We start from the raw sequence: 22,715 nt of genomic DNA, 5'->3' as shown, positions 1-22,715 counted from the left end.
CGCTTTGCGATACTTTTGCAAGGGGCTCCCGATGACCGGATTGAACGAACTGGCGGCCACGGAACTGGTCGAAGGTTATCGGGCCGGGCGTTTTTCTCCGGTCGAGGTGCTGTCGGACGTGCTGGCGCAGATCGACCGCTGCGACCCGGTGCTGAACGCGATCTGGCATCTGGACCGCGACGAGGCGATGGCGCAGGCCCGCGCCTCCGAGGCGCGCTGGCGGGCGGGGGCGCCGCTTTTGGTGAATGGTGCGGTGCTGGACGGCGTGCCGGTCACGATCAAGGAAAACATCGCCACGCGCGGGGTGCCGATGCCGCTTGGCACTGCAGCCACCGACCTGACCCCCCGCAGCGAGGACGCGCCCCCCGCCGCCCGCCTGCGCGAGGCAGGGGCGGTCTTTGTCGGTCGCACGACAATGCCCGATCTGGGGATGCTGTCCTCGGGCCTGTCCAGCTTTCACCGGCTGGCGCGCAATCCGTGGAACACGGCGATGAATCCAGGCGGATCAAGCGCGGGGGCGGGGGTCGCGGGGGCAGCGGGTTATGGGCCGATCCATCTGGGCACGGATATCGGCGGCTCGATCCGGCTGCCTGCGGCGTGGTGCGGGCTGGTCGGGTTGAAGCCCAGCCTTGGCCGCGTGCCGATCGACCCGCCCTTCATGGGCCGCGTCGCGGGGCCGATGACGCGCAATGTCGCGGATGCGGCGCTTGCGATGGCGGTGCTGTCGGGGCCAGATGGGCGCGACCACATGAGCCTGCCCCCCGCCGCGCTGGACTGGCAGGATCTGGACGGCACGCTTCGCGGGCTGCGCGTGGGCCTGCTGCTGGATGCGGGCTGCGGGATGCCCGTCGCCCCCGAAGTGATGGCCGCCGTTCAGGCCGCCGCCGACCGCTTCCGCGAGGCCGGCGCGCTGGTCAAGACCCTTGACCCCTGGATGACGCCCGATCTGTTGAAGCATGTTGATGACTTCTGGCGCACCCGCGCGGCCGTCGAAACGGGCGGCCTGCCCGCCGAACGGCGCGCGAAGATCCTGCCCAAGATCCTTGAATGGGCCGAAGCCGGGCTGGGCCGCAGCGGCGAGGCGGTCTATCGCGACTATGCCGCCACGATCGAGGTCCGCCGCCGCACGACCGAAGTCAGCCAGCGTTACGACCTGATCCTGTCGCCGGTCTCGCCCAACACGGCCTTTCCGGCGGATTGGGCCTGCCCCTGCGAGAACGACATGGCGCGCACGATGGCCCATATCGGCTTCACCATGCCCTTCAACCTGGGCGAACAGCCCGCGATCTCGGTTCCCTGCGGCCATGATGCGGCGGGTGTGCCCATCGGTCTGCAGATCGCGGGGCGGCGCTTCGACGATCTGGGCGTCCTGCGCGCCGCCCGCGCATGGGAGGCCATCGCCCCAGCGCCGCGCCCCTGGCCGATGGCCCAAAGGGTGCCCGCATGACCGGCTGGGCGGCCCGCGCGGCGGAGCTTTATGACGGCCGCCACCGCCGAATGCTGATCGACGGAGAATGGCGCGACGCCGCCTCGGGCGAGGTGATCGAGGCCCGCGACCCCGCCGATGGCCGCCTGCTGGCCACGATCCCCAAGGGGGGCGCCGCCGATATCGACGCCGCCGTGACCGCCGCACGCCGCGCCTTCGAGGGGCCGTGGTCGCGGTTCACCCCCTTTGAACGGCAGGCCCTGCTGCTGCGGATCGCCGAGCGGGTCGAGGCCGAATGGCAGGATCTGTGCCTGTCGGACACGCTGGACATGGGTATGCCGATCCAGCGCAGCCTGGCCAACAGCCGCCGCGTGCTGGGAATGCTGCGCTTCTATGCCGGGCAGGCGGTGGCGATCCACGGCCACACGATCGCGAATTCCTTTCCGGGCGAGATCGTCTCGATGACGGTGCGCGAACCGCTTGGCGTGGTCGGTGCGATCATCCCGTGGAACGCACCCATCGCGGGCTCGGTCTGGAAGATCGCGCCCGCCTTGGCGACGGGTTGCACCGTGGTGCTGAAGCCCTCCGAGGAAGCCTCGCTGACGGTGCTGCGGCTTGCGCGGATCATGCAGGAATGCGGCCTGCCGGATGGCGTGCTGAACGTCGTCACCGGGCTTGGCGCGGATGCGGGGGCGGCGCTGGCCGCCCATCCGGGGATCGACCGCATCGCCTTTACCGGCTCGACCGAGACGGGGCGCGCCATCGCGCGGGCGGCGGGCGGCAACATCAAGCGCGTCTCGCTGGAACTGGGCGGCAAGTCGCCGGTGATCCTGTGCCGCGATGCCGATCTGGACCGGGCCATCCCGGTCGCGGCAATGGCGGTCTTTGCCAATTCCGGCCAGATCTGCATCGCCGGATCGCGCCTCTTCGTCGCGCGCGAGATCGAGGACGAGGTGTTGTCCCATCTGGCCGATCACGCGCGTGGCCTGCGCCTTGGCCACGGCATCGACCCCGAGGTCGATCTGGGTCCGCTGATCTCGGCTCGCCAGGCCGCGCGGGTCGAAAGCTATTTGCAGCGCGGCCAGGACGAGGGCGCGCGGCTGCTGACCGGCGGCGCGCGCGTCACGCCCGAGGGGCTGGCGGGGCATTTCATCCAGCCCACGATCTTTGCCGGGGTTTCGGACGACATGACCATCGCGCGCGAGGAAATCTTCGGCCCGGTCCTGTCGGTGCTGCCCTTCGACGATCCGGAAGACGCGCTGCGCCGTGCCAACGCCACCCCCTATGGGCTGGCTGCCGGCGTCTTCACCCGCGATCTGGGCACCGCGCACAAGCTGGCGCAACGGCTGCGGGCGGGGACGGTCTGGGTCAACATGTATCACGCCATCGACCCGGCCGTTCCCTTTGGCGGGGTGCGGATGTCGGGCCATGGCCGCGAGGGCGGGACCGAGCACCTGGACGAGTTTCTCGACACCAAGGCCATCTGGATCAACACGGACTGAAAGGGGCGCGCGATGGCGCAAGTCGGACTGATCGGACTGGGCCATATGGGCCACGGCATCGCGCGCAACCTGCTGATCAAGGGGCATCGGCTGGTCTTTCTGGATCATCCCGGCAATCGCCCCGCCGGCGAGATCCTGTCGCTGGGCGGTCGCCCGGCCCTGTCGCCCGCCGCCGTGGCGGGCGGGGCGGATGCGGTGATTCTCTGTGTGACCGGCTCGCCCCAGGTCGAGGCCGTGCTGACAGCCCCCGACGGCGTCCTGTCCTCGCTGGCGACGGGGGCGACGGTGATCGACTGCTCGACCTCGCTGCCCCATTCCACGCAGCGCATGGCGGTGCTGGTGGCCGAGGCGGGCGGCCATTACCTTGATGCGCCGATGACGCGGACGGCGCAGGCCGCCCATGAGGGCCGCCTGAACCTGCTGGTCGGCGGCGAGGCCGGGGTGTTGGCGGCGATGCGCCCGGTTCTGGATGCCTTCGCCGAGGCCGTCACGCATGTCGGCCCCATCGGTGCGGGCCACCGGATGAAGCTTTTGCACAATTACGTCTCGGTCGGGTTTCTGACCATCCTGGCAGAGGCCGCGGCTCAGGCACGCGAGGCCGGGATCGCGCCCGGCGATCTGATCGCGGTGCTTCGGGCAGGCGGAGGCGCCAGCGTGGCGCTGGACAGGATCGAGCCCTTCCTGACCCGCGGGGATCGCCAGGCGATGCCCTTTTCCATCGCCAATGCCGCCAAGGATCTGGATTATTATGTCCAGATGGCCACCGAGGCGGGCGCTGCCCGCATGGCGGCCGATGGCCTGCGGCAGGCCCTGGCCCATGCGGTTGCCCTTGGCGTCGGCGACGCGACGCTGCCCGAACTGGCCGAAATCCTGCACGAGGCTTTCGCCGGGGCGCGGCCGGCGCGGTTCGACCCTTGATGCATCATCTGTCCTGCACCGGGGGCCCGAAACGGATCGGGCACAAGGGACGTCAGGGCTGCATCAATCGGTCCGGGCAGGGCGGGGCAGGCGGAACGATACGGCCCCTTGCGACACAGCCTTGCCCAGCGGTCAGCGTGCGAGACCAAGCGCCTCCAGCCGGGCCACCGTGTCGGGCAGGCGCGGCAGGTCGTCATTGACCTCAAGAATCAGGCGCGGCCGGTCGGGCAGGGCGGCGATCGCGTCAAGGACCGGGCGCCAGGGGATGCGCCCGTCTCCCGGATGCCAGTGGCGATCCGCGTAGCCATCCGCGTCCTGCAGATGCACATGGGCCAATCGCCCCCGCGCGGCGGCGATGTAATCGACCACCGGCGGCGCGCCATAGCGGCCATGCGCCAGTTCTGCATGGCCCGTATCCAGCGAGACGGCCAGCAGCGGGTGGTCGATCGCGGCGACCAGATCGACACGCACCGTCGGATCGGCGTCGTCGATGTTTTCCAGCACGATCTGGCAGCCCGCCTCGGTCGCGCGGGCCAGGACGGGGGCCAGGCAATCCGCCGCCGCCTCGAAGATCGCGGGCCGGATCATGGGGTAATTCTCGCGGTTCAGGTGCTGCCAATAGGTAAAGGGGCTGTGGACGACCATCTGATCGGCGCGCAGGGCCAGTGCGATCTCGATCCCTTCCAGCAGGCGTTTCTGCACGATGGCGCGGATTTCGCCATCGGGATTGCCGATATCAAGGCCAAGAAACGGTCCATGAATACCCACCGGCCCCGTCAGGTCGTCGCGCAGCGCGGCCCAAGCGGCAATGAGGTCGTCGCGCACGTCACGGATCGCATCCAGCGCGCAGAAATCCTGGATCTCGACTGCGCGGCCCGGCGCGCAGATCCAGTCACGCAGGCCGTCGAAATCGGGGTGGGTCAGGGCAACGCCCAGCAGGGGCAGGCTCATCTCAGGCTCCGCAGGCCGTGTCTCGGTTGCCGATTGATCGACCAGCGCGGGCCCGGATGCAAGCGATGCTAGCTGACCAGCAGGGCCAGCCCGACGGCGTAGCCAAGCGTCAGCATGGCGAGGATCAGCGCCAGAAGGCGGGCCAGAAACGGGCGCATGGGTCAGACCATCTCGAAGATTTCGCTGTGGATGCGGTGCGCCGGCACGCCGCGATGCCGCAGCGCCTTTCGCAGCGCGTCCAGCATCGGCGCGGGGCCGCACATCATATGAGGCCAGTCGCGGCTTTCGTCGGGCAGAATTGTCGCAATCAGGTCTGCGTCGATGCGGCCTTCGACAATGCGCTGACCTTGGGGCGGGTTGTCGGGCGCGGTTTCAAGCACATGCGTTACATGCAGGTCGATATGGCGGGCAATCCGGTCCAGTTCGGCGCGGAAGGCGATGCTGTCCCAATCCGTATTCGCATAAAGCAGATGGACCGGGCGCGGATCTTTGCGTTCCTGAAGTGCGTGCAGATTGGCGATGACCGGCGTGATGCCCACCCCGCCCGCGATCATCACGAACCCTTTTGCCTCGGCCTCGCGGTCGATGGTGAAAACGCCATAGGGACCGTCGATCCAGGCTTTGCTGCCGATCTCGGCGCTGGCCAGGCGGCGGCTGTCATCGCCCAGTTCCTTGATGGCAAAGCTGATCTCGTGCCCCTTGTCGGGTGCGGTGGCGATGGTAAAGGGATGCTCGCGCAGGGAATAGGGCGAATTGCCGATAGCAAGCCAGGCAAATTGCCCTGGCCGCCAGTCGCGCAGCGGGCGGCCTTCGGGACGCAGGCGCAGCAGGCGGATACCGTCGCCTTCGTCGCGGTTCTCGATCACCCGCCAGGGGTTGCGCGATTGCCACCAGGGCCGGATAAGCCGCGTGTAGAGGATCAGGCCAAGCCAGGCCAGCGTCACCGCCAGCCACAATCCGCGTGTGCCGTCCTGGGCGGTGAAGTATCCCGCGCCCAGCACATGCCAGATGGCCGCTCCGAAGCCCAGCAGCGCCATGACGACGTGCAGCCTGCGCCACCAGAGATAATCCAGTCCGATCCTCTTGCGGAACTCGGAACTGACGATCAGCACCAGAAAGGCCGCCAGAGCAACGCGGCCTGCCGTCATGTGCGGTTGCGCCTGAAGCGGGCTGAGACTGCCCAAGTCATCCTGATGCCAGACGTAAAGCATTCCGAAATGGCCCAGCATGAAGGCCAGCGCCGCCCAGCTGAGAAAGCGGTGAAAGACCGGCACGATATCGGCCCCGAAAGGCCGCAGCAGCGGCTTCAGCCGCCCCGTCAGCGCAAATTGCAGCCCCGCCAGCGCCAGCGCCCCGAAGCCCAGGGCATAGGCCAGATTGCGGGTGAAGGGCGCGCCGCGCGGCGGGTCTCCGGCAAGGATCACGACGAAGGGCAGCGCCAACAGCAGGGCTGCGGCCAGAATCCAGGCCGCGGCCTCGGCCAGGATCACGGCGGGGCGATCGGCGGGCCGGACATGGTCCTGAGGCAGGGCAGTGCGAGAGGCGCTCATGCCAGGGCAACGCCTTGAGGTCGGGGCGGTTCCGGGTGCCTGTCGCGGGGGTGGGCGCAGGCGTGGGGAAACCGGAAGCCGAAGGTATGCCGCGATCATAGGGCGGGGTGGTGGCATCGGTAGCGGCAGCGTCCAGCATCGCGGGCGCGGGCGCGGGCGCGGGCGTGGGGAACGGGCGCGGGCGGGGGGAACCGGGGGGCGCGGGCGCGGTTGTGCCTCTGATGCAACCCTGTCCGCCGGGCGGGGCGGATCAAGGCAGGATCAAGGCAGGACGAGGCATCTCATGAGCGACAGGTTTGACCCTTATTGCGGACCGGCCCCGGCTCCGGGCACGCTGTGGCAAAGCTGGAATTTCGATCCGCCGCTTCTGGCAGGACTTGCGCTGTTCTCGGCACTGCTCTTGTGGCGGGCGGGACGAACGCAGAAGGGCGCGGGTCTGATCGCGGTGGCGGCGCTGTTCGTGGCCTTCGTCTCGCCGCTTTGCGCGATGACGGTAGCGCTGTTTTCGGTGCGCTCGGCCCATCACCTGCTGCTTATCACGCTGGCCGCGCCCGCCCTGGCGGTGGCTTGGCCGATCCTTGCGCGCCGTCTGCCTGCGGGCCTGTCCCTGGCGGTTCTGTCCGGTGCGATGGTGGCTTGGCACGTCCCTGCGATCTATGATGCGATCTGGCGGTCGGACGGGCTTTATTGGCTGATGCAGGCGGCGATGCTGCTGCCGGCCTGGGCCTTCTGGTCGGCGGTTCTGGCCCCCGCCCCGGCCGGGGACGAGGCCCTGCGCCGTGCCGTCCTGATCGGCGGGCTGGCCGGGGTGATGGGTTTCCTGGGAGCGATCCTGACCTTTGCGCCCTCGATCCTTTATTTCCAGCATGTCGAAGGGGCGGTTGCCTGGGGCCTGGACCCGCTGGTCGATCAGCAACTTGCCGGCCTGGTCATGTGGGTGCCGGGCTTCCTGCCGGTTGCGGTGATCGCGGCGGGCATGTTGTGGCAAGGCTGGCGCCGGGGCTTTGCCGCATGATGGTCGCGGGGCTGAAATTCCTGCACATCGCTGCCATGGTCGCCTGGTGTGCGGCGATGATCGCCTTGCCGATGATGCTGTGGCTTTACGGTAGCATCTGGCGCCGCCGGACCGGGTCTGAACAGACGCAGGCCCGCTATGCCGAATTCCGGCTGATCACGCATTACGGCTACATCGGTTTTGCGACCCCGGCGGCGATCATCGCCATCGCGGCGGGAACAGGACTGATTTTTGCCGATCAGGTCTTTGACCTGTGGTTCGTGGCCAAGTTGGCGCTGGTCGCGGGCATGAGCCTGGTCCACGCCTGGATCGGGCACCTGATCCTGTCCTCGGGCGAACAGAGGGGGCTGTATGACCTGCCCTCGCCTCTCTGGGCTCTGGTTCTGGGGATACCGCTGATGGCGGCGGTCTTATGGCTGGTCCTGGCCAAGCCCGATCTGGCCTGGACCGTCAATCTGATGCCCGAATTCATGCTGTCCCCCCGCGGAATCGGAGACCAGCCATGAGGCGGCTAGGCCCTGTCCTGGTCCCCGACCCCAGGCCGGCGCTGCGTGCCGATCTGATAGTCAAAGACCAGCTTGCCGCCGTGCCAGCCGGTGATCCCGGTCATCAGGCCCGCCAGCGCCGACAGCAGAATGCCGAAGGGCAGGACAGCGCCCTCGGGGTCTGGCAAGCGGAAGCCCCAGTTCAGGCCCAGAAGCGACAAAAGCATCACTGCGAGAATGAAATGAGTCCAGCTAGCCGACCGGATGCGGATGCCTGGCACGATCAGAAGTTCGATCGTGCCGGTCACGCCCGCCGCAACGCCCAGCCAGAACGCTATTCCCGAGGCCCAGAGCGCGACGCGCGGCCAGAAGGCGTCGCCCGTCCACCAGTAGAGCGCATCCGCCCCGAGGGTCGAGAAGGCCAGCGCGATGGGAAAGGCGACCATCATCGCGTGAAGCGGATGACCCGACACGGCGATCTTGGTCTCGGTATCGTCAAAGGCCGCGTGCTCCTCGATCGGGTCGGCAAGGCGGCGGCGCTGTTTCCAGCTTCTTTTCTGGCGCATCTTCGGTCTCTCCTTTGGGGTCGGCGATTGGGGAACAAGGCGGCCATGCTGCCGGTTCCGCTGCTGGCTGCTTGCGATGGGCCCCTGAGCACGCTCGAACCTTCGGGGCCGGCGGCGCGGGATGTGGCGATCCTGTGGTGGGCGATGCTGGCGGGTTCCACGCTGATCACGCTGATGGTCGGCGCGATGCTGGTCCTGGCGATCCGCAACAAGGGCGGGCGAGCCTCGGAACGGCACTGGATCTGGGGCTGGGGTCTGGGCTTCACGCTGAGCGTGCTGACCGTGCTGGTCGGTTTTTCGCTATGGCTGGGCGAGCGGATGCTGGCGCGGGCCGATGACGCGCTTGAGGTCTCGGCCCATGCGGCGCAATGGGAATGGCGCTTCATCCAGCCTGGTCCCGACGGTCAGCCGGTCGCAACGCTGGACACGCTCTATGTCCCCGCCGGCACCAGTTTCGATGTCGTCATCACCTCCGAGGACGTGATCCACAGTTTCTGGGTGCCGCAGCTTGGCGGCAAGATGGATGCCATTCCGGGCCATGTGAATCGCCACCGCCTGCGCGCCGACGCTCCGGGCGTCTATGAGGGGCTTTGTGCCGAATTCTGCGGCATCGGCCATAATTTCATGCGCTTTACCGTCATTGCCTATGACCCCGCCCTGCCCATGCCGGACATGTCCGAGGCGATGGCCCCCTTCGCAGACAATCAGGCAGAGATGCTTCCATGACCGTCACGTCACCCGCCGATCCCCGTGCCATCGCCCCCTCCGAGCCGATGGTCGATGCGCTGGACATCGCCGCCAACCCGCCGCGCCGCGCGCTGGCGCTACATCGTGAACTGGACGCGGTCTGGCGCGACGAGCCGGGCTGGAGAGGGTTCTTCACCTCGGTCAATCACGGCACGATCGGGCTGCGCTTCATGGTGACGGCCTTCGTCTTCTTCGCCATCGGCGGCGTTCTGGCCATGCTGATCCGCGCGCAGCTGGCCACGCAGCAGGGCGCGTTCCTGGATCTGGACCTCTACAACCAGATCTTCACCATGCATGGCACGATCATGATGTTCCTTTTCGCCATCCCCATGCTGGAGGGGTTGGCGCTGTGGCTTCTGCCCAAGATCCTCGGCGCGCGGGACATGGCCTTTCCGCGCCTGAGCGCGCTGGGCTATTGGTGCTATTTCTTCGGCGGCAGCGTGATCGTGCTGTCGCTGGTCTTCGGGGTCGCGCCCGATGACGGCTGGTTCATGTACACGCCCCTGTCGGACCGCACCCATAGCCCCGGCGTGAACGCGGATGTCTGGCTTCTGGGCGTCACCTTCGTCGAGATCAGCGCCATAGCCGCCGCCATCGAAATCACCGTGACGATTCTGCGTTGCCGCGCGGGGGGCATGGCCCTGACCCGGATGCCGCTGATGGGGTGGTATCTTCTGGGGACGGCGGTGATGATGCTGGTAGGCTTTCCACCGCTGATCCTGGGCTCGATCCTGCTTGAGGTGCAGCGCGCCTTCGACTGGCCCTTTTTCGAGGTCGCGCGGGGGGGCGACCCGCTTCTGTGGCAACATCTTTTCTGGCTGTTCGGCCACCCAGAGGTCTATATCATCTTCCTGCCCGCCGCAGGCGCGCTGTCCACGATCATCCCGATCCTGTCGCGGACCACGATCCTGGGCTATGGTGCCATCGTGGCGGCAGTGGCGGGGCTGGTCTTTCTGTCCTTTGGGCTCTGGGTCCACCATATGTTCACCGTGGGCATCCCGCATATGGCGCTGGCCTTCTTTTCGGCGGCCTCGGCGCTGGTGGCCGTGCCGACGGCGATCCAGATCTTTGCCTGGATCGGCACGATGTGGATGGGACAGGTGCAGTTCCGGCTGCCCATGCTTTATATCATGGGTTTTTTCGCGACCTTCGTCATGGGCGGGCTGACGGGCGTGATGCTGGCCATGGTGCCCTTCAACTGGCAGGCGCATGACACGCATTTCGTGGTGGCCCATCTGCATTATGTCCTGATCGGTGGCTTCGTCTTTCCGATGCTGGCCGCCGTAAGCTACTGGATGCCGCTGATCTGCGGGCGCTGGCGCGTGAGGGGCTTGGGCGAAGCTGCGTTCTGGCTGATCCTGATCGGTTTTCATGGAACCTTTTTCCTGATGCACCTGACCGGGCTTCTGGGGATGCCGCGCCGCATCGCGATCTATCCGGCCAATCCGGAATGGGAATGGCTTAACCTGATCTCGTCGATCTTCGGCATGGTCATGGCGGCGGGCTTTGCGCTCTTTGCCTTTGATGTGGTGATGCAATGGCTGTTCGGGCGACGCAGCTGGCGCAATCCCTGGCGCGCGCCGACGCTGGACTGGGCGATGCCGTTGCCCGCGCCGTCCTACAACTTCGCCTCATTGCCCGGTCCGCGGCATAGCGATGCAACCGCGCTTCTGCCTCTGGCCCGCGGCGAGGGGCTGCTGCCCGGCGCCCCGCGCGGCTGGCGCGAGACGCTGGTGGTCGAGCCGGGCAGCGGCAAGCCCGACCATGTGGCGGTGCTGGCCCACAGCACCTTGTTGCCATTGCAGACCTCGGCCGCGATCGGCAGCTTCTTTGCGGCGATGCTGTCGGGGTTCTACTGGCTGGCGCCGGTCGGTATCCTGCTGACGATCTGGGCGGGGTGGAAATGGGGCGACATCATGGGCACGGATCGCGACCATCCGCCTGCCCAGGTGGCGCCCGGCCTGGCGCTACCCTTGCACTTTCAGCGCCGTAACACGCTGGCCCGGACCGGCACGCTGGCGCTGCTTCTGGCGGATGGGACGCTTTATGCCTCGCTGATGTTCGGGGTGGGCTTCCTGACCGTGGTGGCGCCCAACTGGCCCGCCCCGGAAAGCGGCATCGCCACGCTGCCCAATCTGCTCGCCGCGCTTGTGGCGCTTGGGGCAATGGCTCTGGGCCTTGTTGCCTCGTTCCGGGCCGAGACCACCCGGACCACGCCGATGGGTGCCACCTGGGCGATGGTGGGGCTTGGCACGGGCGTGCTGGCGCTGGCGGCGCTGGCCGTGCTGGCCTATGGCCTTGACGATCCGACACGCCACGCGCGCGACGCGCTGCGCGGAGTCGTGCTGGGCTTTGCGGTCTTTCACGGCGTTGTCGCATCGCTTCTGGCGCTGCGCAGCCTGGCCGATCACCGTCAGGGCCGGGTCAGCGCCGCCCGCGTCGGCGCCTCGCCCATCTGGCAGCTGTTCCAGCTGTTCTGGCTGGGCACATCGGCCGCGTCGTTCATCCTGATCCTCGCGCAGGAGGTGCTGACATGAACTGGCTCTGGCGTGCGCTGGCGGGGCTCATCCTGTGGGCGGTGCTGTTCTCGGCGGTCTATGGGCTGCATGGGGCGGGCTGTGCCCTGGGCTGGCGGCGCGTGCCGGTCCTGTTCACGGACTGGCACCACCTGGCGATGTGGCTGGTCTGGGGCGTGGGCCTGGTGCTGCACGTCATCCTGCTGCGCACGATGCCGCAGGGCGTGCCGCCGGGGCGGTCGCGTTGGCTGATCGTGGCAGGGGCTTGGATCGGGCTGGGCTCGACCCTGTTCACGCTGTTCCCGGTCATTGCGACCTCGACCTGCCTGTAGCATTCTGCACCTTTGCAACGATCTGGAAGGCTGCCGAATGAGACATTGTGATGGGGGGGGTTGGTGACGCCGGGCGCCCGGATCGCCGCCGCCATCGAGGTTCTGGACAGGATCCTTGCCGGCGACCCGGCCGAGGCCGCGCTGCTGCGCTGGTCGCGGGCCTCGCGCTTTGCGGGCTCGGGTGATCGGGCGGCAGTGCGCGATCTGGTCTTTGGCGCGCTGCGGCAGCGCAACACGCTGGCGGCCCTGGGCGGGGCGCTGACGGGCCGCGGCCTGATGATCGGTCTGGCCCGCGCCGAAGGCCGCGATCCGCGGGCGCTGTTCACCGGCGCCGGCCACGCCCCCGCGCCTCTGACCGAGGCCGAGGCCTCCCACACCGCCGCGCCTCTCGGTGCGCTGGCCGATCTGCCCGAATGGCTGCATCCGGCTTGGCAAGCCTCGCTCGGCGAGAGGGCCGAGGCGGTCGCGGCAAGGATGGCGCAGCGCGCGCCGGTCTGGCTGCGCGCGAACCTGGCTCGCGGCCCGCGCGAGGCCGCTGCCGCGGCCCTGGCCCGGGACGGCGTGCTGACCGAGCCGGGCGAGGGCACGGCCTCCCTGCGCGTGACCCAGGGCGAAAGGCGCCTGGCCGCCAGCAGCGCCTATCGCGAGGGGCTGGTCGAGTTGCAGGATCTGTCGCCGCAACTGGCCTGCGAGGCGCTTCCGCTGGGTCCGGGGATGCGCGTTCTGGATTATTGCGCGGGCGGGGGCGGCAAGGTGCTGGCGCTGGCCGCGCGGCAACCTGGCGCCATATTCTTCGCGCATGACGCGGCTCCGCAGCGGCTCAAGGATCTGAATGCGCGCGCCGCGCGCGCAGGGGCGCGCGTGTCGATCCTGCCGCGGGTCACGGGGCGTTTCGATCTGGTCGTGGCGGATGTGCCCTGTTCGGGCAGCGGCACATGGCGGCGCAGCCCGGATGCGCGTTGGCGCATGACGCCGCGGGATCTGGACCGGCTGCGTGCGACGCAGGCGCAGATTCTGCGCGACGCAGCCGGCAGGGTCGTGCCGGGCGGACACCTCGCCTATATGACCTGCTCACTTCTTGATGATGAAAACAATAGCCAAGTCAGTGGATTGATTTCTGAACGTCCAGAATTCCATGTGGTCACGCAGCGCCTCTGGACCCCGCTTGAGGCGGGCGATGGCTTCTTTCTCTCCTTGCTGCGGCATGAGGATGGATGAGGCGAAAGACCCGACTTAACGCTCTTTTAAGATTGGATCGGCTACGCCTGTCGGATCGAGGGGCCAGAAGGGCGATTCGCATGGCTTATTGGGACGAACGTGTTGGGCTGCCGCGTGGTGCGGTCTCGGCGGTGCCGTTGCTGGTTTTGCCGATGGTGCTGGGCTCGGCGGCGCTTCTGGTGATGCCGGGGGCGGTGGCTGGGCAAGCGGCTGTGATCGTGGCGACGATCGCGGTTGCGTGGTATCTGCTGGGGGGCGCGGTAGCGCTGGCCCATATCCTGCGCGATCACCGTGCCAGGCGGGCGCTGTCTGCAATCAGGGGAGAGGTCGCGGCGGCGCCTGAACCCGTCTGGGTCTGCGATGCAGAGGGTCGGATCCTGTTTCAGAACAGCGCGGCGCGCGAGATGCATGAAGGCGATGCAGCCTCGGTCCTGGATGTGCTGTCGCGGCTGCGCGCGGATGCAGCAGCCGAGATGGCGCAGCTTTCGGCGCGGGCCATGCGCCTTGGCTCGGCCGAAATCGAACTTGGCAACGGCGATGCACTGTCGCTCAGCGGTGCGCCCGACGCGCCCTTGCAGATCTGGGCCTATCACGCGGCCGGTGCCGCACCCGACCAGTTCGAGATCGCAGCCGCGATGGATCAGTCAGACAGCAGCCGCGATATCGAGGCGCTACCCGTCGCCATGCTGCGGATTGCCCCCGATGGCCGCGTGCGTCAGGCCAATCTTGCAGCGCGACGTCTTCTGGACCGTGACATGGCCTTTTCAAACGGGCAGTGTCTGAACCTTGCGACCCTGTTCGAGGGGCCGGGCCGCCCGCTGATCCAGTGGCTGAAGGAGGTCAGCGCCGGCAACCTCGACAACTCGACCGAGATCCTGCGTCTGCGGGGCCAGGCGCGTGGCGACCAGGATCGGCATTTCCAGGTGGCGCTGGCGCCGGACCCTGCCGAGCGCGGCGGCCTGGTGGCCGTTCTGACCGATATCAGCGCCATGAAGACACTCGAGGCGCAATTCGTCCAGAGCCAGAAGATGCAGGCCATCGGTCAACTTGCGGGCGGGGTCGCGCATGATTTCAACAACCTTCTGACCGCAATTCGTGGTCATTGCGATCTGCTGATGCTGCGTCGCGACAAGGGCGATCCGGATTATTCGGATCTGGACCAGATCAGCCAGAACACCAATCGTGCCGCCGCGTTGGTCGGGCAGTTGCTGGCCTTCTCGCGCAAGCAGAACTTGCGGATGGAGACGCTGGACCTGCGTGACACGGTTGCCGATCTGACCCATCTGCTGAATCGTCTCGTGGGTGAGCGGATCACCCTCACCGTCAGCCACGACCCCGCGCTGCGTCCTATCCGGGCCGACAAGCGCCAGCTTGAGCAGGTGATCATGAATCTTGTCGTGAATGCGCGTGATGCCATGCCCTCGGGCGGTGAAATCACCATCCGGACCGAGAACGCCCTCCTGGATCGGCCGCTTCGACGCGATCGTGTCGCGTTGCCGGCAGGGGATTACGTGCGCATCGCGGTCAGCGATCAGGGCTGCGGGATCGCGCCCGAGCATCTGTCCAAGATATTCGAGCCATTCTTCACGACGAAGCGCACGGGTGAAGGGACCGGACTGGGCCTATCAACGGCCTATGGCATCGTGAAGCAGACGGGTGGCTATATCTTCTGCGATAGCCATCCAGGTGCGGGAACGAGCTTCACGATCTACCTGCCCGCCCTTCAGCACCAGGCGCTATCCGCCGTTGCGCCTCGGTCCGAAGCCCGCAACGTGATCGCACCGCGCCTGGAGCGGCAGCGTCAGCCGCGCCTTCTGCTTGTCGAGGACGAGGCTCCGGTTCGGGCCTTCGCCGCCCGCGCGCTCAAGCTCAAGGGATATGACGTGATCGAAGCCGACAGCGCCGAGGCCGCTCTGGCAATCCTGGCCGATCCGGCCTTGCGCGTCGATCTGTTCCTGACCGATGTCGTCATGCCGGGCATGGACGGGCCTGGTTGGGTTGCCAAAGCCCGCGAGACCCGGCCGGATGCGGCGGTGATCTTCATGTCCGGCTATACCGAGGACATCTTTGCCGAAGGGCATCAGCCGATGGCCAATTCGGCCTTCCTGCCAAAGCCTTTCACGCTGACCGAACTGCTTGCTGCGGTTGATGACCTGCTGCGCGCTGCATCCCTACAAGTGCACTGAACGCCCGGTGTTAATGGGCGTATCGGGTCGCCGGTCGGTCGTGCAGGGGTCGCCGCGCCAGTTCGGCATGGGCGCCCAGGCCGCAATCGAAAACGATGTCGGTGCCCAGGCCATAGACGCGCGTGTCGGGACGCAGTGCGTCGGCGAGCCTCGCGACCGGATTGCGCGTGGTCAGGCCCTGCGGGCCGGACCCGATGATCAGCGGCGCGATGGAGACCTGCAGAAGGTCCAGCAGACCCGCCTCGAGGAAGCTTGTGATCGTCAGGCCCCCACCTTCGATCAGCAACGAGCCGAGGCCGATCTCGCGCAGTCCCGAAAGGATCTGTGCCGGGTCGAGGCGGCCCCCATAGGTAGGCAGTCGCAGAACCTCGACGCCCGGAGCGCGGGCGCGGTCAGAGGCGGTCACGATCACCCTGCGGGCACCACCGGGCCGAAGCAACATCGCATCATCAGGCAAACGCCCCTGCGGGTCGATAACGATGCGCGCCGGATCGTGCCCGCTGCACAGGCGCACGGTCAACCTTGGATGGTCGTGCAGCGCGGTGCGGACGCCGATCACAACCCCATCGACCAGCGCGCGCAGGCGATGCAGATGCGCAAGGCCCTCGGGGCCCGACACGTCGCGGGCATCTCCCGAACATGTCGCAACCCGCCCGTCCAGCGACTGCCCGATCTGAGCGACCGTGACCGGCCCCAGGTCGCGGCGCGCGACAGGACCGTAAAGTTCCAGTGCTGCCCGTTCCGCAGGGGTGAAGCGGCCGCAGCAGGCGCAGGCGGTGCCCTTGCGCACCGCCAGGATCCTGTCCCAGACCCGAGGGGTGAGGTCGATGGCGTGCATGATGGTCTTTCCTCAGTTGGGTTCGGGATGGGCAGAGGCGGGCGGCACGGCCAGCATGTCGCCATGCCCGATGACGCAGCGCTCGGACGCGGCAAGAGGAGCGCGGCGCGTCGCCCAGGCCTCGGCATTGGATGCACCCTGTTCGGCGGCAGCCGACGCGATGCCTTGGACCAGGGCATTGTGCAGATCCTGCTGATCGGCGCCGATGCGCCAAGGGCTGTTGGCTGTCGTGACCGCAAACCCCGCGGCGGCGAAGATTGCGGGCGCGCGGGACGCGGCGGCGGGGCCGAGGGCGGGGCCAAGTCCCTTGTCGCGTCTCTGGTGATCATTGAAGGCGCGCGTGATTGCGTCGTCGTCGGGCAAGGGCGGTTGCCATTCCATTATCCCGTCATAGGACAGGGCCGCGTAAAACGGCAGCCGCGCGGCCATGAGATGGGCGGCGAGCGCCTCGACCCAATAGGCGGGCATCAGGTCCAGGAGCGCCGAGGCCGTGACCAGTGTCACCTCCCCCAGGGGCAGGGCGTTCAGATCGCGCAGGTCCAGCCTGTGCGTGGTCGCGCGGCCCGGCGCCTCGGTCGCGGCACGTGCCAGGAGGTCCGCGTCCAGATCGGCAAGGCGCCACAGCGTCTGACCGGGTAGATGCGGGCGCATCGCCCTGAGGGTCGAGCCGGTGCCGCAGCCAAGGTCCAGGATCACCGGGCGCGGCCCGGCCAGCGCCGCCGCGCGGGCCAGAAGCCCCGCATCGCGCGCCGCCCGGTCGGCCGGTTCGCGCAGGGCCAGCCAGGCGGCGGAGAAGCCCATGTCAGATGTCCCCCTCGAACCAGGCGCGGGCCATGTGGCTTTCATGCAGCGTGATCCGCAGCTTGCGAACGCGCCCGCCATCCTTCAGGCCGCCCGCCCGGACGGTCGCGGCCATCTGGTCGAAGATATGTTTGCACAGGAATTCCGTCGTCGTCATTTTCCCTGCGAATTCAGGGATTTCGTCGAGGTTCTTGTAGCGCAGCGGCGCCAGCGTCCGCGCCAGTTCCTCGGTTGCAAGGCCGATATCGACGACGAGGCTTTCGTGGTCCATCTCGGTCGCGAAGAAGGCCGCATCGACGGTGAAGGTGGCGCCATGCATCCCCTGCGCCGGCCCGAAGGTGGGTGAGGGAAAGGAATGGGCGATCATGATATGGTCCCGGACTTCGACGGCGAACATGCTGGCTCCTCAGTAGCGGATGCGGTGGCAAAGGGTGGCCGGGTCCGACAGGATCGCGGCATAGGCGTCGGGCAGGTCGGCAAAGGCGGTCTCGCCCGAGATCAGCGCGTCCAGCCGGTCGTCGCGCAAGAGGTCGAGCGCCTTGGTCAGGCGGCGGCGATAGGTCCAGCGCGGTGCGCGATCAGGCGGTATCGCGCCGACCTGGCTGCTGACGATCCGCAGGCGCTGACTGTGAAAGGCCGCGCCGAGGGGCAGGGCGACGCTGCCCTCGCCGTGCCAGCTGGCCTCGGTGATGGTCGCCTGCGGGCCGGCCAGAGACAGGGCAAGTGCCAGCCCGGCCTGCGAGGCGCTGGTATGGATCACCGCATCCTGTCCGCCGGGCGCGTCACCGGGATGGGCAAAGCCGCAGCCGAGACTGCGTGCCAGCGCGGCGCGGTCCAGCAGGTCGATCACGACGACCTCGGCCCCCGGCAGGCGCGCGGCCAGGCTGGCGGTCAGAAGCCCGACCAACCCGCCGCCGACGACCGCGATCCGGTCGCCCGGCCCCGCGCCGCTGTCCCACAGGATGGTCAGCGCGGTCTCCATGTTCGCGGCCAGCACCCCGCGTTCGGGTGGCAGGCCCTTGGGCAGGGGGATCAGGGCGTCCTCGGGCAGGCGATAGGCGTCCTGATGCGGAAACAGCGCAAAGACCGGGCGTCCCGCCAGTTCGCCCTCGGTTGCAAGCCCGACCGAGGCATAGCCGTATTTCACCGGAAAGGGGAAGTCGCCCTCCTGGAAGGGTGCACGCATCCGGGTCCGTTCGCCCGCAGGGACGCGGCCTGCCAGGACCAGACGTTCCGTGCCCCGGCTGATGCCCGAAAACAGCGCACGCACCCCGACCCCTTCGCCTTCCGAGGCGGGACGCAGTTCGGCCCGGTCTGGGCCGATGCACCACAGAGCGCGGGGCGTCATGCCAGAAGATGCCCCGATTTCCGGGCCTTGGTGTCCAGATAGGCGCTGTTTTCCGGGCCGCGTCCGACGCGCAGGGGCACGCGTTCGACGACTTCGATCCCGTCGCGGTCCAGCCACGCGATCTTGGCAGGATTGTTCGTCATCAGACGCACGCGGGAAATGCCCATCCGCCGCAGCAGCGCCGCGCCGGTGCGGAAATCACGCTCGTCATCCTCGAAACCCAAGCGGTGGTTGGCCTCGACCGTGTCCAGCCCCTGATCCTGCAGACTATAGGCGCGCATCTTGTTGGCCAGCCCGATGCCTCGTCCTTCCTGGTTCAGATACAGCAGGACGCCAGAACCGTGATCCTCCATCGCGGCAAGGGCCGCGCGCAGTTGCGGGCCGCAATCGCATTTCAGGCTGCCGAGAACGTCGCCGGTGAAACAGGCCGAATGCAGGCGCACCAGAACCGGCGTGGCGCGGTCAGGCTGACCGATCTCGACGGCGTAATGCTCGGCCCCGCCAGGATCGCGGAAGACATGCAGCCGCCCATTGGGCGAGGCCAGCATCGGGACGCGCGCATTCGAGACCGGGCGCGGGTCGCGCGGCAGAATGGTCTGCGACAGGGCCTCATCGGCCGCCAGAGGCTGAAGCCCCGACCGCAGCGCGGCCGAGACCATTGCCGCGTCGCTTGTGACAAGCGCGGCGGGCAGCAGTTCCGCGGCCTTGACCAGCCGAATCGCTGCGCGGTGCAGATTGCCGGTTTTCTGCGTCGCGGCTTGCGGAATGGCGGCCGAGGGGGGCGGCGTCCGCGAAGGGTCCGCCAACGCCAGTAGCCAGTCCAGCCGTGCATCGGCGGGCACGGGCAGGGCGGCCACATCGAACCCTTTGGCGGGCAGGCGCAGCGCCTCGGCCCGGCGGGCGGTCAGCACCAGCAGAGCTGACACTTGCAACGCCGCGAGACGGTCGGGCTGCACGGTCTCCAGGGGCAGGACGATGGCCGCGCCCGCCGCCTCGCTCAGCAGGACCGGCAGGCCGAGGCGCAGGTCAGTCAAGGCGCGGGCAATTTTCTGGCCGCCGTCAGGGGCGAAAGGATCGCCCTGCGCCTTCCTTGCCCTACTGCTTTCCGCCACCTGTCCCGCAATCTGAACCTCTGATTGCCCAGCCATCATTTCCAAGGCCCCCCCACCTGCGGAACGAAAAGGTCGCAGCATTCAACACTTCCGCACAGGCGGCGGTTCCTCTCAAGGGCGTGATGCGTGACAGGATGTCACACGGGCTGGCGGTGGCCTGCGCACTGGATCTTGCTGCGATGCGTGCCTTAGGCTCTGGACGTGGTGAGAGCGGGAAGAAATCATGGGATTGCGCGCCTGTCTGGGACTGATGCGGTCCCTTGTGATCTATTACAATCCGCTGCGCCGCATCGCGAGCAACCGTTTCCACGCAAGGCTTCTGCGGCCCGGCGACCTGGTCTTTGACATCGGGGCTCATGTCGGCAGCCGGTCGCGGGCGATGCGGGCAGCGGGTGCGCGGGTCGTGGCCTGCGAGCCGCAAGAGCCTTTCGCCGCATTCCTGGCGCTGAGCCTGCCGCGCGACATCGTGCTGCGCCGCGAGGCCGTGGGCCCGGTCGAGACAATGGCGCGGATGGCGGTTTCGTCGCTGCACCCGACGGTGTCCTCGCTCAGCGCCAGTTTCACCGGCGAGGCGCCCTTGGCGCCCGGTTTCGGGCATGTCCGGTGGGATCGCAGCCAGCAGGTTCGCATGACCACATTGGACCGGCTGATCGCGGATCATGGTCTGCCCGATTACGTCAAGATTGATGTCGAGGGGTTTGAACTGGACGTTCTGGCAGGTCTCAGCCAGCCGCTGCCGATGTTGTCTGTCGAATATCTGCCGGGCTTTCGTCACCGCACGCTGGCGGTGATCGACCGGCTCGAGGCCTTGGGCGCATACCGTTTCAACCCGGTTCTGGGTGAGCGGGCGGATTTTCTGTGGCCGGAATGGCAGGACGCGGCCGCAGCGCGGGCCTTTCTGGCAGGGCTGGCGCCGGATGCCCGGTCGGGCGATCTTTACGCGCGCCTTGTCAGCGTCTGAGCGCCCCGGCCAGGGCCGTGAACAGGGGCGCGGGCGCCGCGATGACGTTGCCGCTGTCCTCGGGGCGATCTTCGGCGGTCCAGCCCTCGACCCGGCAACCGGCCTCGCGCAGCAGGACCAGCCCCGCGGCGATGTCCCAAGGGCGCAGGCGGCGTTCCCAGAACCCGTCCAGCCGCCCTGCCGCGACATAAGCCAGATCCAGCGCCGCCGCACCCATCCGACGCACACCCGCCGATTGCGGCAGCACGCAGCGCAGGTCGTCGGCATGGTCGTCGATATGATCCATGTCGCCAAAGGGCAGCCCGGTGCCGAACAGCGCCGTGTCGAAGCCCGCAGGCGGGGCGGGGTCCAGTCTTTGGCCGTTCAGATACGCCCCCCCGCCCAGATGCGCGGTGAAGATCTCGTCCCTGACCGGGTCGAGCACCACGCCCAGAACCAGCCGGCCCCGATCCTCCAGCGCGACCGAGACCGCCCAATGTCCGATCCCACGCAGGAAATTCGTGGTCCCGTCCAGCGGATCGACGATCCAGCGCCGCGCGCCGGGCAGGGCGCCGCTTTCCTCGCCCAGCCATCCCTCGCCGGGGCGCAGCAGGTGCTGGCGCAGGATCCGTTCGGCCTGGGCATCGGCCTGCGAGACATAATCGCCCCGCCGCTTGGCCCGCACATCCAGCCGGTCGCGGGCACGCCAATGCGTCATCAGGGCGGCACCCGCCGCACGCGCGGCCTGTTCGGCCCGGTCCAGATCGTCCTTCATGCCTTCCTCGCCGACAATCCAGGCGCAGACCTAGCGCAGACGCGCATCGGGCGCCATGCCCTGATCCCAGGGCATGGCCAGAGCGAGTGTGACAAACCGCCCGCCGGTAGCAGGCTGGCCCTGTGCCCGCCGAGGTGATCGGTCATCGCTCGGCCACCTCGCTCATGGCTTCCGTCAGGTTGGAGGTCGCAAGGACGGCGGCACCCTTGTGCATGTCCTTGGGGCGGGCGCGCCGGGCGCGATGATGGCCGGGCCAAGGGCAAGAGGATCGGGCGAAACCGGACCCTGTGCCGTGGCGGGAGGCATCACGTCACCGCGGGGCGGGCTGGCAAGCGTTTTAACGTTTTCTCGTCTGGACGTATCGCAAGGGGCGGCCTTGCGGGCGGCTCAGGCGGGAAAGCGCGCCCGGGTGCGGTTGGCGAAAGCCACCAGCGACAGCATCACCGGCACCTCGACCAGCACGCCGACCACCGTGGCCAGCGCCGCACCCGAATTCAGGCCGAAAAGGCCGATTGCTACGGCCACCGCCATCTCGAAGAAGTTCGAGGTGCCGATCAGCGCGCAGGGGGCAGCGATCTTGTGCGGCACGCGCCAGGCCCAGGCCCAGGCATAGGCCAGCGCGAAGATGCCATAGGATTGCAGCAGGATCGGCACTGCAATCAGCGCGATCAGCAGCGGTTGTCCCAGGATCACCTGTCCCTGAAACCCGAAGAGCAGCGCCACCGTCACAAGCAGCCCCGCCATCGAGGCAGGCTTGATGCGCGCGGTGAAGGTCTCGACCGCTTGCGCACCGCCCCTGGCCATCAGCGTCCGCCGCGTTAGCGCACCCGCGATCAGCGGGATGACGACATACAGCACCACCGACAGGATCAGCGTCTGCCACGGCACGTTGATCTGCGTCACGCCCAGAAGAAAGGCCACGATGGGCGCGAAGGCCACGATCATGACAAGATCGTTCACCGAGACCTGCACCAGCGTGTAGTTCGGATCGCCTCGGGTCAGTTGAGACCAGACGAAGACCATCGCGGTGCAGGGTGCGGCCCCCAGAAGGATCAGGCCCGCGATGTATTCGGGCGCGCGGGCGGGGTCGATCAGCCCGGCATAGACGTGGTCGAAGAACAGCACCGCCAGCGCGGCCATGGTGAAGGGCTTGATCAGCCAGTTCACGACAAGCGTGATGATCAGGCCGCGCGGTCTCTTGCCGATATCCCGGATCGAGGCGAAGTCGATGGCGATCATCATCGGATAGACCATCGACCAGATCAGCGCCGCCACGACCAGGTTGACCGAGGCGTATTCAAGCCCGGCCAGCACGGCAAAGAGGTCCGGCGCCAGCGCGCCAAGCGCAAGCCCGGCCAGGATGGACAGCGCGACCCACAGGCTCAGCCAGCGCTCAAACAGGGTCATGCCGTCTTACCCCTTTTCGCAGCGCTATTGGTGGTGAGAAGCTGCCATGGTGCAGGCGATGCGGGCATGGCTGTCATGCTGG

21 protein-coding genes are annotated in these 22,715 nt (G+C 67.8%); 11 read left to right on the top strand and 10 right to left on the bottom strand.

The features are described from left to right. Positions 1-31 precede the first annotated feature (31 nt). The 3 genes from KY389_RS04910 to KY389_RS04900 are packed head-to-tail and all read left to right on the top strand — an operon-like array spanning position 32 to position 3,846. On the top strand, positions 32-1,447 hold the full coding sequence (locus KY389_RS04910; RefSeq protein ID WP_219829726.1) for an amidase: 1,416 nt from the start codon (positions 32-34) through the stop codon (positions 1,445-1,447). Beyond that, entirely contained in the window at positions 1,444-2,928 is a 1,485-nt protein-coding gene (locus KY389_RS04905) for an aldehyde dehydrogenase family protein (RefSeq protein ID WP_219829725.1), read from the top strand. Before KY389_RS04910 ends, KY389_RS04905 begins: the two co-directional genes overlap by 4 nt. Before the next feature lie 12 nt (positions 2,929-2,940). Continuing rightward, positions 2,941-3,846 (top strand): NAD(P)-dependent oxidoreductase, encoded by a 906-nt coding sequence (locus tag KY389_RS04900; protein ID WP_219829723.1) that lies wholly within the window; start codon positions 2,941-2,943, stop codon positions 3,844-3,846. 132 nt (positions 3,847-3,978) lie between these two features. On the opposite strand, the gene KY389_RS04895 is transcribed toward KY389_RS04900, so the two are convergent. Beyond that, on the bottom strand, positions 3,979-4,797 hold the full coding sequence (locus tag KY389_RS04895; protein WP_219829721.1) for a sugar phosphate isomerase/epimerase family protein: 819 nt from the start codon (positions 4,795-4,797) through the stop codon (positions 3,979-3,981). Positions 4,798-4,958: 161 nt separating this feature from the next. Continuing rightward, positions 4,959-6,347 carry a ferredoxin reductase family protein gene (locus KY389_RS04890; protein WP_219829719.1) on the bottom strand — a complete coding sequence of 463 codons (1,389 nt, stop codon included), beginning with the start codon at positions 6,345-6,347 and terminating at the stop codon, positions 4,959-4,961. A gap of 283 nt (positions 6,348-6,630) precedes the next feature. Between KY389_RS04890 and KY389_RS04885 the strand changes: the two genes are divergently transcribed. Both KY389_RS04885 and KY389_RS04880 read left to right on the top strand, forming a co-directional pair. Beyond that, the gene (locus KY389_RS04885) at positions 6,631-7,362 is read left to right on the top strand and encodes a cytochrome c oxidase assembly protein (RefSeq protein ID WP_219829718.1); all 732 of its coding nucleotides are present in this window, start codon (positions 6,631-6,633) and stop codon (positions 7,360-7,362) included. Continuing rightward, positions 7,359-7,868 carry a CopD family protein gene (locus KY389_RS04880; protein ID WP_246587961.1) on the top strand — a complete coding sequence of 170 codons (510 nt, stop codon included), beginning with the start codon at positions 7,359-7,361 and terminating at the stop codon, positions 7,866-7,868. The genes KY389_RS04885 and KY389_RS04880 overlap by 4 nt, the downstream gene beginning before the upstream one ends. A 5-nt stretch (positions 7,869-7,873) precedes the next feature. Here KY389_RS04880 and KY389_RS04875 read toward each other — a convergent pair whose 3' ends face one another. Then, the gene (locus KY389_RS04875) at positions 7,874-8,413 is read right to left on the bottom strand and encodes a DUF2231 domain-containing protein (RefSeq protein ID WP_246587960.1); all 540 of its coding nucleotides are present in this window, start codon (positions 8,411-8,413) and stop codon (positions 7,874-7,876) included. A 45-nt stretch (positions 8,414-8,458) separates the two neighbouring features. Between KY389_RS04875 and coxB the strand changes: the two genes are divergently transcribed. The 5 genes from coxB to KY389_RS04850 all read left to right on the top strand — a co-directional run bounded on the left by coxB (position 8,459) and on the right by KY389_RS04850 (position 15,412). Then, positions 8,459-9,139, top strand: a complete 681-nt coding sequence (coxB, locus tag KY389_RS04870; protein ID WP_219829716.1) for a cytochrome c oxidase subunit II — start codon at positions 8,459-8,461, stop codon at positions 9,137-9,139. Further along, positions 9,136-11,697: a cytochrome c oxidase subunit I gene (gene ctaD, locus KY389_RS04865; RefSeq protein ID WP_246587959.1), complete on the top strand. Its 2,562-nt coding sequence runs from the start codon at positions 9,136-9,138 to the stop codon at positions 11,695-11,697. Before coxB ends, ctaD begins: the two co-directional genes overlap by 4 nt. Next, positions 11,694-12,008 (top strand): hypothetical protein, encoded by a 315-nt coding sequence (locus tag KY389_RS04860; protein ID WP_219829715.1) that lies wholly within the window; start codon positions 11,694-11,696, stop codon positions 12,006-12,008. Before ctaD ends, KY389_RS04860 begins: the two co-directional genes overlap by 4 nt. 63 nt (positions 12,009-12,071) lie before the next feature. Further along, on the top strand, positions 12,072-13,226 hold the full coding sequence (locus tag KY389_RS04855; RefSeq protein WP_219829714.1) for an RsmB/NOP family class I SAM-dependent RNA methyltransferase: 1,155 nt from the start codon (positions 12,072-12,074) through the stop codon (positions 13,224-13,226). An 80-nt stretch (positions 13,227-13,306) separates the two neighbouring features. After that, positions 13,307-15,412: a hybrid sensor histidine kinase/response regulator gene (locus tag KY389_RS04850; RefSeq protein WP_246587958.1), complete on the top strand. Its 2,106-nt coding sequence runs from the start codon at positions 13,307-13,309 to the stop codon at positions 15,410-15,412. A gap of 10 nt (positions 15,413-15,422) precedes the next feature. Here KY389_RS04850 and KY389_RS04845 read toward each other — a convergent pair whose 3' ends face one another. The 5 genes from KY389_RS04845 to ribA are packed head-to-tail and all read right to left on the bottom strand — an operon-like array spanning position 15,423 to position 19,433. Continuing rightward, positions 15,423-16,250, bottom strand: a complete 828-nt coding sequence (locus KY389_RS04845) for a RibD family protein (protein ID WP_219829711.1) — start codon at positions 16,248-16,250, stop codon at positions 15,423-15,425. Between the two features lie 12 nt (positions 16,251-16,262). Then, the gene (locus tag KY389_RS04840; RefSeq protein ID WP_219829709.1) at positions 16,263-17,051 is read right to left on the bottom strand and encodes a methyltransferase domain-containing protein; all 789 of its coding nucleotides are present in this window, start codon (positions 17,049-17,051) and stop codon (positions 16,263-16,265) included. A gap of 1 nt (position 17,052) precedes the next feature. Further along, the gene (locus tag KY389_RS04835) at positions 17,053-17,448 is read right to left on the bottom strand and encodes a 6-pyruvoyl trahydropterin synthase family protein (protein ID WP_219829707.1); all 396 of its coding nucleotides are present in this window, start codon (positions 17,446-17,448) and stop codon (positions 17,053-17,055) included. A gap of 9 nt (positions 17,449-17,457) precedes the next feature. Next, a complete protein-coding gene (locus tag KY389_RS04830) occupies positions 17,458-18,399 on the bottom strand; it encodes a zinc-dependent alcohol dehydrogenase (RefSeq protein ID WP_219829705.1) in 942 nt (313 codons plus the stop codon). Continuing rightward, positions 18,396-19,433, bottom strand: a complete 1,038-nt coding sequence (ribA, locus tag KY389_RS04825) for a GTP cyclohydrolase II (RefSeq protein WP_246587957.1) — start codon at positions 19,431-19,433, stop codon at positions 18,396-18,398. Before ribA ends, KY389_RS04830 begins: the two co-directional genes overlap by 4 nt. A gap of 301 nt (positions 19,434-19,734) precedes the next feature. On the opposite strand from ribA, the gene KY389_RS04820 reads away from it, so the two are divergent. Next, positions 19,735-20,472, top strand: a complete 738-nt coding sequence (locus KY389_RS04820; RefSeq protein WP_246587956.1) for an FkbM family methyltransferase — start codon at positions 19,735-19,737, stop codon at positions 20,470-20,472. On the opposite strand, the gene KY389_RS04815 is transcribed toward KY389_RS04820, so the two are convergent. Next, on the bottom strand, positions 20,462-21,226 hold the full coding sequence (locus KY389_RS04815) for an inositol monophosphatase family protein (RefSeq protein WP_219829703.1): 765 nt from the start codon (positions 21,224-21,226) through the stop codon (positions 20,462-20,464). The genes KY389_RS04820 and KY389_RS04815 overlap by 11 nt on opposite strands. Positions 21,227-21,613: 387 nt before the next feature. Then, complete coding sequence (gene arsB / locus KY389_RS04810; RefSeq protein ID WP_219829700.1) at positions 21,614-22,633, bottom strand: ACR3 family arsenite efflux transporter; 1,020 nt, start codon at positions 22,631-22,633, stop codon at positions 21,614-21,616. Positions 22,634-22,715: the final 82 nt, after the last annotated feature.

Source organism: Paracoccus bogoriensis, from assembly GCF_019431455.1.
Taxonomy (GTDB): domain Bacteria; phylum Pseudomonadota; class Alphaproteobacteria; order Rhodobacterales; family Rhodobacteraceae; genus Paracoccus; species Paracoccus bogoriensis.
This window is presented reverse-complemented; position numbering and strand designations above follow the sequence as displayed.

Coding starts and splice junctions, on each gene's coding strand:
- KY389_RS04900 (WP_219829723.1), top strand. CDS start 2,941: ATGGCGCAAGTCGGACTGATCGGACTGGGCCATATGGGCCACGGCATC.
- KY389_RS04845 (WP_219829711.1), bottom strand. CDS start 16,250: ATGCACGCCATCGACCTCACCCCTCGGGTCTGGGACAGGATCCTGGCG.
- KY389_RS04910 (WP_219829726.1), top strand. CDS start 32: ATGACCGGATTGAACGAACTGGCGGCCACGGAACTGGTCGAAGGTTAT.
- KY389_RS04905 (WP_219829725.1), top strand. CDS start 1,444: ATGACCGGCTGGGCGGCCCGCGCGGCGGAGCTTTATGACGGCCGCCAC.
- arsB (WP_219829700.1), bottom strand. CDS start 22,633: ATGACCCTGTTTGAGCGCTGGCTGAGCCTGTGGGTCGCGCTGTCCATC.
- KY389_RS04840 (WP_219829709.1), bottom strand. CDS start 17,051: ATGGGCTTCTCCGCCGCCTGGCTGGCCCTGCGCGAACCGGCCGACCGG.
- KY389_RS04820 (WP_246587956.1), top strand. CDS start 19,735: ATGGGATTGCGCGCCTGTCTGGGACTGATGCGGTCCCTTGTGATCTAT.
- coxB (WP_219829716.1), top strand. CDS start 8,459: ATGCTGCCGGTTCCGCTGCTGGCTGCTTGCGATGGGCCCCTGAGCACG.
- KY389_RS04890 (WP_219829719.1), bottom strand. CDS start 6,347: ATGAGCGCCTCTCGCACTGCCCTGCCTCAGGACCATGTCCGGCCCGCC.
- ctaD (WP_246587959.1), top strand. CDS start 9,136: ATGACCGTCACGTCACCCGCCGATCCCCGTGCCATCGCCCCCTCCGAG.
- KY389_RS04835 (WP_219829707.1), bottom strand. CDS start 17,448: ATGTTCGCCGTCGAAGTCCGGGACCATATCATGATCGCCCATTCCTTT.
- KY389_RS04875 (WP_246587960.1), bottom strand. CDS start 8,413: ATGCGCCAGAAAAGAAGCTGGAAACAGCGCCGCCGCCTTGCCGACCCG.
- KY389_RS04830 (WP_219829705.1), bottom strand. CDS start 18,399: ATGACGCCCCGCGCTCTGTGGTGCATCGGCCCAGACCGGGCCGAACTG.
- KY389_RS04815 (WP_219829703.1), bottom strand. CDS start 21,226: ATGAAGGACGATCTGGACCGGGCCGAACAGGCCGCGCGTGCGGCGGGT.
- KY389_RS04850 (WP_246587958.1), top strand. CDS start 13,307: ATGGCTTATTGGGACGAACGTGTTGGGCTGCCGCGTGGTGCGGTCTCG.
- KY389_RS04860 (WP_219829715.1), top strand. CDS start 11,694: ATGAACTGGCTCTGGCGTGCGCTGGCGGGGCTCATCCTGTGGGCGGTG.
- KY389_RS04885 (WP_219829718.1), top strand. CDS start 6,631: ATGAGCGACAGGTTTGACCCTTATTGCGGACCGGCCCCGGCTCCGGGC.
- KY389_RS04880 (WP_246587961.1), top strand. CDS start 7,359: ATGATGGTCGCGGGGCTGAAATTCCTGCACATCGCTGCCATGGTCGCC.
- KY389_RS04895 (WP_219829721.1), bottom strand. CDS start 4,797: ATGAGCCTGCCCCTGCTGGGCGTTGCCCTGACCCACCCCGATTTCGAC.